This is a genomic window from Cupriavidus sp. 09_S30 (genome assembly GCF_056930435.1).
In genome coordinates, this window is the sequence record NZ_JBXOWI010000001.1 from 2,931,969 (window position 1) to 2,943,992 (window position 12,024).

Here is a 12,024-nt window from a genome sequence, read left to right on the forward strand (position 1 = left end):
CAAGCGGTAACGTCGTAGAAAAAAAAGCAGATCCAAACGAGGAGACAGCATGACAACGACCGCAGTCAACGCCGGCGCCGACAGCGCCGCCTTCGAAGACGCCACCTACCGCAAGGTGAGCTGGCGCCTGGTGCCCTTCCTGCTGCTGTGCTACGTGGTGGCCTACCTGGACCGGGTCAACGTGGGCTTCGCCAAGCTGCAGATGCTCAACGACCTGAAGTTCAGCGAGACCATCTACGGCCTGGGCGCGGGCATCTTCTTCATCGGCTACTTCATGTTCGAGGTGCCGAGCAACGTCATCCTGCACAAGGTAGGCGCGCGCATCTGGATCGCGCGCATCATGATCACCTGGGGCGCGATCTCGGCGGCGATGATGTTCGTCACCACGCCGACCATGTTCTACGTGCTGCGCTTCCTGCTCGGCACGGCCGAGGCCGGCTTCTTCCCCGGCATCATCCTTTATCTGACCTACTGGTTTCCGGCCAACCGGCGCGGGCGCACCACCACCTACTTCATGACGGCGGTGGCGCTGTCCGGCGTGATCGGCGGGCCGCTGTCCGGCTGGGTGATGCAGGCGTTCGACGGCCACAACGGCTGGGCCGGCTGGCAGTGGATGTTCCTGATCGAAGGCATCCCGTCCATCCTGGTGGGCCTGTGGGTGATCGCCTACCTGGACGACCGCATTGCCCACGCCAAGTGGCTGACCAGCGAGGAAAAGGCGCTGCTTCAACGCAATATCGCCGGCGAGGACGCCCACAAGGAAGACCTCTCCATCGCCCGCGTGCTGTCCAGCCCGCGCGTCTGGCTGATGAGCGGCATCTACTTCAGCTTCGTGATGGGCCTGTACGGCGTGAGCTTCTGGCTGCCCACCATCATCAAGCAGACCGGGGTCAAGGGCGCGCTCGACATCGGCCTGCTGACCGCCATTCCCTACGGCTGCGCCGTGATCGGCATGGTGCTGGTGGCCTACAGCGCCGACCGCAGCGGCGAGCGGCGCTGGCACATCGCCCTGCCCGCGCTGGCCGGCGCCCTGGGCCTGGTGCTGTCCGTGCAGTGGCACAGCAATACCGCCCTGGCCATGTGCGCGCTGACGCTGGCCACCATCGGCATCCTCACCACGCTGCCGCTGTTCTGGAGCCTGCCCACCGCCTTCCTGGCCGGCACCGGCGCCGCGGCTGGCATTGCCATGATCAACTCGCTGGGCAACCTGGCGGGATTCATCAGTCCCTATGCGGTGGGGTGGTTGAAGGATCTGACGCAGAGTACGGATTCGGGGATGTATCTGCTGGCGGTCTGTATGGTGGTGGGGGCAATGTTGACGTTGTCGGTGCCGGTGAGGATGGTGAATAAGTAGGGGTTGGTGGGGCGCGGGTCGTGGGCTCGCGCTTTTGCTTTTTTGCGCTTTGCTTTTGGGGGCCCCGCTGCTCCGTGCTGTTAGTGGTGTCGTGCCTTTGCGGGCGGCGTTGGGTGCAACAGCCGACACCGCCCGAGAAAGCACGACACCCAGCGCTATGCGAAGCAGTACATCGCAACCACGACCACCCCTATCCCAACATCTCCCCCACCGACCCCGCCGTCCCTGCCGCCCGCGGCCCGATCAACTGGTGCAATGTCCCCAGCAGTTCGTCCTCGTTATACGGCTTGCCCAGATAGACGTTGACCCCGATCTCCGCCGCGTAGCGGCGATGCTTCTCGGCGGTGCGCGAGGTGATCATCACCAGCGGCATGTGCGCGGTGCGCGCGTCAGCGCGCACGTTGCGGGTCAGGTCGAAGCCGTCCATGTGCGGCATTTCGATGTCGACCAGCATGGCGTCGGGCATCACGTCCTGCAACTGCTTGAGCGCATCGACGCCGTCGCGCGCCAGTACGACCTGGTAGCCGGCGCGGGTCAGCAGCCGGTGAGTGGCCTTGCGTACGGTCAGCGAGTCGTCCACCACCATCACCGTGGGCTGGGTGCGCAGTCCCTCCACGGCGACGGCCGCTGTGCCGGCTTCGCCGAGTTCTGCCACGGCGCCGGTCGCGACAGGCGCCTGCTCGGATGCCTGCGGCTGCTGCAGCGCGCGCGGTACCAGGCCGCGTTCGCGGGCGTGGCGCTGGGCCAGTACCACCGGGTTGTAGATCAGCACGATCTCGCCATCGCCCAGCGTGGTGGCACCGGCGATGCCCTCGAGCCGCGCCAGGTGCGGGCCGATGTGCTTGACTACCACTTCGCGGTTGCCGATCACTTCGTCCACATGTACGGCCACCCGCTCGGCGCCGCTGCGCGTGACGATCACTGGCGAATACTTGGTGCCGGCTGCGATCGCCGGGCTCTCTTCCAGCAGCGCACCGAGGTAGTGGAACGGCACCTGTTCCTCGCCGAACGGGAAGCTGCCCTGGTTATAGGCGTCGGCCAGCGCCGGCGAGCGCAGCTGGTGGACCTGGTCGATCATGCCGCTGGGGATGGCGAACAGCCGCCCGCCCAGCGTGACCAGCAGCACCTGCGTGATCGCCGTGGTGAGGGGCAGATGCAGGGTGAAGCGGGTGCCGCGTCCGGCTTCCGTAGTCAGCGCAATGCGGCCGCCCAGCGCAACCGTCTCCGCGCGCACCACATCCATGCCGACGCCGCGGCCGGCCAGTTCGGAGACAGTGTCACTGGTGGAGAAGCCGGGCGCGAAGATCATTTCGGTCAGCCGCGCCTCGCTGGCGTCTTCATCCGCCCCGAGGAGATGGCGCTGCACCGCGCGCGTGCGGATGCGCGCCAGGTCCAGGCCGCCGCCGTCGTCGACGAAGTGCAGCACGACCTCGTTGCCTTCTTGCTGGACTTCCAGCGTCAGCGCACCGGTGCCTGACTTTCCGGCAGCGCGCCGCGCATCGGCTGGCTCGATGCCGTGCACCACAGCGTTGCGGATCAGGTGTTCGACGGGGCCGGCCATGCGGTCGAGCACGGAGCGGTCGATTTCCACCGTGCCGCCCTTGATCAGCAGCCTCACCTCCTTGCCTGTCTCTGCTGCTGCCTGGCGCACGACACGGTAGAGTCGTTCGGCCAGCGCGTCGAACTGCACCATGCGTGCCTGCATCAGGCTGCGCTGCAGGCCGCGGGTAAGCCGCGCCTGTGCCTCCAGGTCGCCGGCGGCGCGGTCGAAGCCGCGCTGCAGGTTCTGCTCGACCGTAGCCACGTCATTCACCGACTCGGCCATCATCCGCGTCAGTTCCTGGAAGCGGGTGAAGCGGTCGAACTCGAGGGGATCGAACTCCTGGTTTTGCCGCGAATCGGCAATACGCGACGCCATCTGCGATTCGGCCTGGATTTCGATCTCGCGCAGCTGGCCGCGCAGACGCGCCACGTTGTCGTTGAGTTCGCCGAGGTACGCGCGCAGCGCGCCCAGTTCGCTATCCACGCGGGCGCGCGCGACGCTGACTTCGCCCGCGTCGTTGATCAGGTTGTCCAGCGCGCGCGCCTGCACCCGTACCAGCGCGCGCTGGCGCTCTACCGGCTCCGGCTCGGTCATCACCGACGGCACCGACAGGGCCGGCATGGCCGACGGCACGATCACGGCAGGCACGCGCTCCGGCCCGCTTGTGGCGTCACCAGCAGGGGCTTCCGTAGCGGAGGTGGCAGCGCCATGCGCCTCGGCCACGCTGCCGCCCACTGCGGCCGCCGGCTGCTGCGGTGCGCCTGCAGCCGCACCGTCGCCGGCCGGCACAATGTGCGCCCCGCGATCCGCGCTGGCATGCACGCTCTCCACATCGTCCGCCGGCAGCAGGCGGCCGGCCTGCAGCGCTTCGGTGTGGGCCAGGATGCGGTCATACCAGGCATACAGCCGCGCGAACAGTTGCGGGCCGACGCGATTGCCGCGCAGGCTGGCGTCCAGCAGCGTTTCCATCTCGTGCACCGACTGCCCCAGCGCCATCGCGCCGGCCATGCGGGCACTGCCCTTGAGCGTATGGAGCGCACGCAGCACGAGGCCGCCGTGGCGGACCTCGTCGGCCGGCGCGGCCTCCCAGGTGCGCAGCAGGCGGCCCAGTTCGGGCAGGCTCGCCTGTGCCTCTTCCAGGAAGATCTCGACCAGGGTGAGGTCGAGCGCATTGTCAGCGGCCGGGTCTGCCGGCGCGGCGTGCGCGCGCGGCGCGTGCATCGGAATCACCACGGCCTGGTGTGCACCGTCGCCGGCGGGCTCGTGCTGCGGGTGCTCCGCCTGCGGCGGCAACTGCTGCACGCGCGAGGCATCGAACAGCATGGACACCGGCACGTCCGGCACGCCCGGCGCGGTTTCGACGGGCGCCGGCACGGCCAGCCGCGGCCGCACCAGCACGCGCTCGCGAAACTCGGCGAGGCTGCGGCACAGCGCCGGCTCCGCCTCCGGCCAGATGCCTGCGGCAAACTGGTGCAGCATGGCGCGCACGCGCTCGACCGCCTGCTCGAGCAGGCGGAAGTCGCCCGGATGCAGCGCTACAGGATGCGCTGCAAGCTGCAGCAGCAGCCGCTCCAGCGCTTCGGCCACCTCGCGCACCGGCTCCAGTTCCACCGTGGCGGCGCTGCCCTGCAGCGTGTGGGCCACGCGCAGCGCCAGCTCGCTGGGGCTGGGCCGCGCTTCATGGCGCCACTCCGAGAGGTCGGTGGCGAACTGGCGGATCAGGCCGTCCGCCTCCTGGAGATAGACGTTGTAGAGTGGCAGGCCGATGCGGATGGGGCCGATTGCCTTGTAGTGATCGTCCTCGTCCGACAGCGTGCCGGCCAGGCGGAAAGGAATGACATTGTCATCCTGCACCGCCGGTGCGTCGATGCTTGCTGCGGACGTGGCCTCGTTCGCTGCCACGGGCGCGGCATCCTGCCCTGCGAACGCGTCGCTGGCTTCACGCTCGCCTGCCGTGTCCGCTGCATCCGCCGTTCCTTCCGCATCGGCCACATCGGCCACATCGACAGTAATGCCCGCGCTCTGCGCCGAGCCGGCATCCGGGGCGGACTCGACCGTATCAAGCACCGTGTCAGGCGCACCGGGGCGGCCGTCACGCACGGCATGGGCGGCGGCCACCAGCGCGCCGACGTCGCGATGGCAGGATGCGTCCTCGCACAGCGCCGCCCGCCATTGCGACAGCTCGGCGTGGGCCTGGCCGAGCAGGTCGAACAGCTCGGGGCGCGGCTCGCGGGTCTCGGCAATCCACAGGTTCAGCACCTGCTCGATCGCCCACGCCGCCTCGCCATAGCGGCCCAGGCCGACCATGCGGCTGGAACCCTTGAGCGTATGGAAGCCGCGACGCAGGCGGCTGAGCGTGTCGGCATCGGCCAGTGCCGCGAGGCCGCCCTCCAGCGTACGGGCGATGCCGCCGAGCACGTCTTCGGCCTCGTGCAGGAAGATCTCGAGAAGTTCGGCGTCGATCGCCGCGTGGTCCGCGGACGGGTCGGGTTCCGGCGCCGCCGGCAGCGACGCGGCCGGTGCTGCCGGCAGGCCTTGCTGCTGCGACGGCTCGGCCAGCGACGCCACCAGCCGCTCGTCCGCACCGGCGCTGCCGGCCAGCCAGGCGTTGAGCTGGGTCACGGCCTCCGAGACCTGGCGGCGCAGCGTCGCGTCATCCTCGATGGCGGCCTGCTCACTCGCCGCCTGCAGCGCGGCGCGCAGGGCCTGCACCTCGGGCGCCTCGGCGTCCGCATGCACGCGCAGCATCGCCTTGGCGGCGGCACGGGCTGCGGCCAAGGGCTGGGCGGCCTGCCGCAGCGCGGCCTCTTCCATGCCGGCCTCGTCGCCCTCGTGCGCGGAGCGCTCGGATTCCGCTTCCCCCTTGCCCAGTTCCAGGGCATCGACAAAGGCATGCACTGCGCCCAGCTCGCCGGCGATGGCCGCCAGTGCATCGGCACGCGCGTTGGCATCGGTGTCGGCCAGGCCGGCCAGGCGGCTCTCGACGCCCTGCACGACGACGCTCACGGCGCGCGCATCGGCGGCAAGCGCCGGCGGCAGCGCGCCGCTGTCCTCGATTCCTGCCAGCGTGCTCAGCAGCGTACCGAAGGCCTGCGCGGCATCGTGCAGGTGGGCGCCCGCCGCGGCGCCGCCGCCGTCGCGGTCATAGGCATCCAGCCAGGACTCGCCGCTGTCGAGCTGGGCCCGCAGTTGCGCCACCGCCGCCAGCCGCAGTTCCTGCGCGCGGGCCTGCTCCATCATTTGCGCCAGCCATGGCGGCGGTGCCGTCTCGCCGGCATCGAGGCAACGCAACAGTTCATCGCAGCGCTGCGCAAACTCGATGCCCACAGCATGTCCCGACTTGCCGTGCACGCGCCAGGGCATGGCGAGCGCGCGGCCGAGGAAGAGGGCCACTGCTGCTGCGCTCAGCGCCGCCGGGCGCTCCTGAGCGTCGGCGCGGGCCGCGTTGGCGGCGGCATCCAGGCAACGCAGCAGCGCGGGCTGGGCCAGCGGCTGGGCCGCCTCGGCCAGCGCCGCCAGTGCCGTCTGCCACGCCTGTGCGTCGCCACACGCGGCGCGCTTCAGGCCGGCCGCGCTCTGCTGCAGGTTGCGCGTGTCGATGGCATCGAGCCAGCCGTAGTAGCGCAGCCGGTAGTCGGCGTCGGTGGCCAGGTGGGCATCGTCCAGGCCGAAGGCCTGCAGGCACTGGCGGATGGCCGCGCGCAGCGCCAGCACCGCTTCGGAACGGTCGGGATCCGGCGTCAGGCCAGTCGCCACCAGCAGGAAGATGCCGTCGTTGAGCAGCGCCTGCGGCACGCGCACCTGACCCTGCAGGTATTGGCGCAGCAGCAGGTGGGAGCGCGCGGCGAAGCGCTTGCCCAGCAGGTCAGAAGACAGGAGGCCGTGCGCAAGTGCTTCGAACACCAGCGACAGCACGTGCCACACCCCGCGGTCGGGATGGTCGGTGACGCGGCGCGCCTCCTGTTCGGCAGCGCGCACGTCCTGCAGCGCGTCCTTCAGCGGCAGGAAGGCTTCGCGCAGCAGCGCGCCGTCGGTACAGGGCGTCGGCAGGCGCAGCGCCTTGAGCAGCGCGGCCTCGAAGCGCTGGCGCGCACGTGTCACGGATGACGGCATGCGCGTGGGCAGCAGGATGCCCGGCAGCATCTGCAGCTCCTCGATCCACAGGTCGGCCGGGTGCACGCGCTCCTCGGACAGCAGCGCCAGCACGTCGGCATAGTTGCAGAACAGCCGCAGCGGATTCTCCGGCTCGCCAGCCATCAGGTCGTCGACGTACTCGGCCAGCGCCTGCACGCCACGGCGGAACACCTGGTAGGTGCCGTCGCTGGCGGACGCGGTGCCGGCATCCACCGCATCGAGCAGCCGGCGCAGCGATTGGCAATAGGCATCGATGCCGCGCAGGCCGACGATATGGACCGCGCCGGCGGCCTGGTGCAGCTGCTGGCCCGCCAGGCGCAGCGAGGTGGTATCGCGCGCGCCGAGCGCCTCGGGCGCCTGCTGGACCTCGTCCACGTAGCGGCCGAACTCGGCCGCCGCGTCGTCCAGCGCGGTGCGCAGGCTGGGTGCAAGCCAGGCCAGCATCGACAGGTCGCGCCGGGCGGCGTCCACGCCGGGCAGCGGGGCACCGTGAGCGGCTTGCTGGCTGGCCGGAGCGGTCCCGGCCGTCGGCGGATTCCCGGCCGTGTCGCGCGTGACTGGGGAGTTCAGTGACATGACTGCTTCCAATGTGGCCGTGGCGCGCCGGCGGAGCGCCGCGCCACGCGCCGGGCGGCTTAGCCGATCTTGAATCGAGATACCGAGTTGCGCAGCTCTTCAGTCAGCAGCGTGAGCTGGCGCACCGAGACCGAGGTCTGGCGCGTGCCCGCCGACGTCTCCTCGGTGACCTGCAGGATGCTTTCGATATTGCGCGCGACGGCGCCAGCCAGCCCGGCTTCGTGCGAGGTGGTCTGCGAGATCTGTTCGATCAGCTCGGCGAGCTGGCGCGACACGCGGCCGATCTCCTGCAGCGCGGCACCGGCGTTATCCGACAGCTTGGCGCCTTCGACCACCCCCTGCGTGCTGCGCTCCATTGCGTGCACGGCGTCCTGGGTATCGGTCTGGATGGTGCGGATCAGCGCGCCGATCTGCTTGGTTGCCTCGCCGGAGCGCTCGGCCAGCCGCTGCACTTCCTCGGCCACCACCGAGAAGCCGCGCCCGGCCTCGCCGGCCGAGGCCGCCTGGATGGCGGCGTTGAGCGCCAGCACGTTGGTCTGCTCGGTAATGTCGGAAATCAGCTCGACGATTTCACCGATCTCCTGCGAGGACTCGCCCAGCCGCTTGATGCGCTTGGAGGTGTCCTGGATCTGCTCGCGGATGTCGTTCATGCCGGCAATCGCGTTCTGCACCGCGTGCTGGCCCTGCTCGGCCGCGGCCAGCGAGGCGCGCGCGACGTTGGCGGACTCGGCCGCGCCGCGCGAGACCTGGGTGATGCGGTCGGCCATCTCCACCACCGATTCGCCGGTCTGCCGGATCTGCCGCGACTGCTCCTCGGCTGCCGCCGCCAGGTGGGTGGAGGTTTCCTGCATCTGGTCGGAGGCCTGGCTCACCTCGCCGGCGGTCTGCTGCACGCGGCGCACCAGTTCGCGCAGTTCTTCCACGGTGTAGTTCACCGAGTCAGCGATGGCGCCGGTGATGTCCTCCGTCACGGTGGCCTGGCGCGTCAGGTCGCCGTCGGCGATGTCCTGCAGTTCGTTCATCAGCTGCAGAATGGCCTTCTGCGTGCCGTCGTTGTTGCGCTTTTCGTCCAGGCGCCGCGCCTCGGCCTCGTGCTCGCGCGCCTCGGCTTCGCTGGCGCGCACGCGTGAGTCGCGCAGGTAGAGGGCGACCAGCCCGCCCAGGCACAGCAGCGTCAGCAGCGCAGAGGCCACGGTGGCGGCCAGCGTGGCCGGGCGGGAGCGCGCCGCCTGCACGTAGGCGCCCTGCAGCGCGGCAAGATCGCCGCGCAGCGCCTCGTTGTCGTTGAAGATCTGCTGCTGGGCGCGCTTGGCGGCGATCAGGCCCGGCAGGTTGCCCAGGATGGTCTGCGTGGTCTTCTGCACCGCGTCGAAGCGCTGCGACAACTGCTCCAGGTAGCTGCGGGTCTCGGCGTCGCCGGCGGCCGACAGGCGCAGCGCCTCGCTGCCGTTGAGCAGGCCGTCCAGCGTCTCGCGGAAGGTATTCGTGTCCTTGCCCAGCAGGAAAGCGGTCTCGGGGTTGACGCCTTCGCCGGCCAGGAATTCGTTCAGGTTCTTGCCCAGGCGCTGCGTCAGCATCACCAGCTGGGCCGAGGCCGCCACTTCGCGGGCATTCGCGCCCGACTGCAGCTTGATCGCGGCCACCTGCTCGGCCGATTCCAGCAGCTCGGGGTTGGAGGCGTTGAAGATCTGCAGCGTCTGGCCGATGGTGGTCAGCGTCGGCTTCTGGGCCAGCACGTCGCCGGCGCTCTTCTCGCTGCGCTTCCAGGAGTCGATCGCGGTCTGCAGCAGCGGCTCGGCCGTGCCGCTGGTGGCGCGCACATTGCGTTCGGCGCTGCCTTCCTGCAGCGCCTTCAGGTCGGCGGCAAGCTGCTCCCTGGACTGCTTGAGCTGGACGAAGGCCTGCGGGTTGCCCAGCAGGGCGTTCGGCACCGCCTTGGCCAGGCGCTGCGAGTGCATCAGGGTGTCACCGGCGATCTCGATCTGCGCCGCGCCGTTGGTGGCCTGCCGGTTATCGAGGTAGACCGAGCCCAGCAGTGCCGCCAGCGAGACCACCAGTCCGATCGTCAGCGCCCGCTGCTGGCTGGCGAAGGGCACGTTGCGCAGCCAGGCTGCCAGACGCTCGACGGGAGTCGTGCCGAGACCGCCGGGCGTCGCCAACGCGGGCGCCACGGCCGCGCCATCGACCGCCATCCCCGCGGCCTGCGCCACCTGCGCCTGGCGACCCAGGCGGAATCTCTTGAAATCCATAGCTCCCCTACCCCTTTATCCGTTCTTTCGATGTGTTGATTCGATGGCGGCGTCGATGGCGCCAGGCCTGGGCTGCGGCTAGGCCGGACGGCGCCCGACCTGCAGGAAGGCGGGCGCGTCCAGCAGCCGGCGCACTTCCAGCACTTGCCAGTCGCGCCCATCGCGGTCGGACAGGCGCGCCCCCTCCCACTCGCGGCATGCGCCGGTCTCGCCTTCGCCATGCGGCAGGCTCAGGTCGCCGGCATGGCGCAGGCCCAGCACGCGCGTGGCCAGGATGCCGCAGGCACGTTCGGCCTCACGCGAGAGCACGACGATCTTGCTGCCCGGCTGCAGCGACGTGGCTCCGTCACCGCAGAACAGGCCGAAGTCGATCACCCCCAGCAGGTTGCCGCGCGCATTGACCAGCCCCGTGTACCAGGGCGCCGTCAGCGGCACGCGGCTGGGCTGGCGCATCTCGATCACCTCGCCGGTCTGCGCCAGCGGCAGCAGCCAGTGCCGGGCGCCCACCTGCAGGCCGAGATAGCTGTCCACCGCGGGCAGGCTGCGCGCCTCCCGCAGGCGCCGCGCCAGCATCGCCTGGTAGTCCTGCAGGCGGGTCTGGCGCACGCGTAGGTCCTGGCGCGGAGCGTTCATGGCGGGATCCAGGCTGGGCAGGCCGCTCAGTGCGACAGCGCGGCGATCTTGGTCAGCAGTTCGTCGCTGTCGACCGGCTTGACGATGTAGTCCGACGCGCCCTGGCGCATGCCCCAGATGCGGTCGGTGTCCAGGCCCTTGCTGGTGCACATGATCACGGGGATGTCCTTGAAACGGTCGTCGCGCTTGATGGCGCGCGTGGCCTGGTAGCCATTCTGGCCCGGCATCACCACGTCCATCAGGATCAGGTCGAAGGGCTCGGTCTCGAGCCGGGCGAAGGCCTGCTCGCTGTTGCCGGCCACCGAGACCTTGAAGCCGCGCTTGCCGAGCAGGTCGGACATGAAGAGCGCTTCGGTGGGGGAATCGTCGACGATGAGGATTTTGTTGATGGTCATATTGTTATTTGGTTCGCGTCGCGCGCTCAGGCCGGCACGGCAGCCTGCACCGGGGCGCAGGCATCCAGGACGTGCAGCAGAGACTCACGCGTGAACGGTTTGGCTAGGTGGTCGTGGGCGCCGACGAGGCGGCCGCGCGAGCGGTCGAAGACGCCGTCGCGCGACGACAGCATGATCACGGGAATGGCGTGGAAGCGCGGGCTTTTCTTGATGAGCGAGCAGGTCTGGTAGCCGTCCAGGCGCGGCATCAGGATGTCGCAGAAGATCAGGTCGGGGTGCAGGTCACCGACCTTGGCTAGGGCGTCGAAGCCATCCTCCGCCAGCATGACCTCGCAGCCCGCCTGCGACAGGAAGATTTCCGCCGTGCGGCGGATCGTGCTGGAGTCATCGATGACCAGCACCTTGCGGCGCGCGCACGCCACGCCCGGCGCGGCGGCAACCCCGTTGTTTTCTGCAATCTGAGCGACCCGCATTTTGTTCCCGCGAACGGCGCCCTGCAGCAACAGGTGCGCCGTAATTCACTTGAGAACACCCGATCGGGCCAGGCTGGCTGCCCCGACGGACCCCCGATATACAACTTTTCCCAGAAAGCCGGTCTGTTTGCCGGCATGTTATCCGTGCGGCGCGTGGTACCCGCGCCTACGCGGGGTTCCCGGACCATGGCAGCAGTCCGGAAACGACATTCAAATTTGCAACAGAGTGTGACAAGACAACCGTGGGGCCGTCAATCTTGGCGATGCGGCCGCCTCAGGCGATCTGTCGCTTCTGTCGCTTTGGCGCGACGCGCACCCCGCGCGCGCCGCAGGCTCAGATCGCCACCATTTCGAAATCTTCCTTGCGCGCGCCGCATTCGGGGCAGGTCCAGTTGATGGGCACGTCTTCCCAACGGGTGCCGGGGGCAATGCCGTCCTCGGGCGCGCCGACGGCCTCATCGTAGATCCATCCGCAGATCAGGCACATCCAGGTCTTGTATTCCATAACAGGCTGCTGACTCTCCATTAAAATTCAGCGCAGATGGTACAGAATCGGCGCTAACGGCGCCAGCCGTGGCAAGCCAGATTCATGCCAATGACGCCGCGTTCCCTTCCGTTACCGCGCAGATCGCGCGCGAATCCCCGCAGTTCCCTGCGTTTTCGCCGT

The 12,024-nt window shown here is 69.4% G+C and carries 7 protein-coding genes; 1 reads left to right on the forward strand and 6 read right to left on the reverse strand.

What is annotated here, in order from left to right:
• Positions 1-49 precede the first annotated feature (49 nt).
• Positions 50-1,354, forward strand: a complete 1,305-nt coding sequence (locus AC1Z3O_RS13870) for an MFS transporter (RefSeq protein WP_483516290.1) — start codon at positions 50-52, stop codon at positions 1,352-1,354.
• Positions 1,355-1,544: 190 nt separating this feature from the next.
• Here AC1Z3O_RS13870 and AC1Z3O_RS13875 read toward each other — a convergent pair whose 3' ends face one another.
• The 6 genes from AC1Z3O_RS13875 to AC1Z3O_RS13900 all read right to left on the reverse strand — a co-directional run bounded on the left by AC1Z3O_RS13875 (position 1,545) and on the right by AC1Z3O_RS13900 (position 11,862).
• Positions 1,545-7,607, reverse strand: a complete 6,063-nt coding sequence (locus AC1Z3O_RS13875; protein WP_483516291.1) for a hybrid sensor histidine kinase/response regulator — start codon at positions 7,605-7,607, stop codon at positions 1,545-1,547.
• A 59-nt stretch (positions 7,608-7,666) separates the two neighbouring features.
• Positions 7,667-9,856 carry a methyl-accepting chemotaxis protein gene (locus tag AC1Z3O_RS13880; protein WP_483516292.1) on the reverse strand — a complete coding sequence of 730 codons (2,190 nt, stop codon included), beginning with the start codon at positions 9,854-9,856 and terminating at the stop codon, positions 7,667-7,669.
• Positions 9,857-9,934: 78 nt separating this feature from the next.
• Positions 9,935-10,489, reverse strand: a complete 555-nt coding sequence (locus tag AC1Z3O_RS13885; protein WP_483516293.1) for a chemotaxis protein CheW — start codon at positions 10,487-10,489, stop codon at positions 9,935-9,937.
• 26 nt (positions 10,490-10,515) lie between these two features.
• On the reverse strand, positions 10,516-10,884 hold the full coding sequence (locus AC1Z3O_RS13890; RefSeq protein ID WP_483516294.1) for a response regulator: 369 nt from the start codon (positions 10,882-10,884) through the stop codon (positions 10,516-10,518).
• A gap of 26 nt (positions 10,885-10,910) precedes the next feature.
• Complete coding sequence (locus AC1Z3O_RS13895) at positions 10,911-11,357, reverse strand: response regulator (protein ID WP_483517600.1); 447 nt, start codon at positions 11,355-11,357, stop codon at positions 10,911-10,913.
• A gap of 334 nt (positions 11,358-11,691) precedes the next feature.
• Positions 11,692-11,862: a rubredoxin gene (locus AC1Z3O_RS13900; RefSeq protein WP_483516295.1), complete on the reverse strand. Its 171-nt coding sequence runs from the start codon at positions 11,860-11,862 to the stop codon at positions 11,692-11,694.
• Between the last annotated feature and the right edge of the window lie 162 nt (positions 11,863-12,024).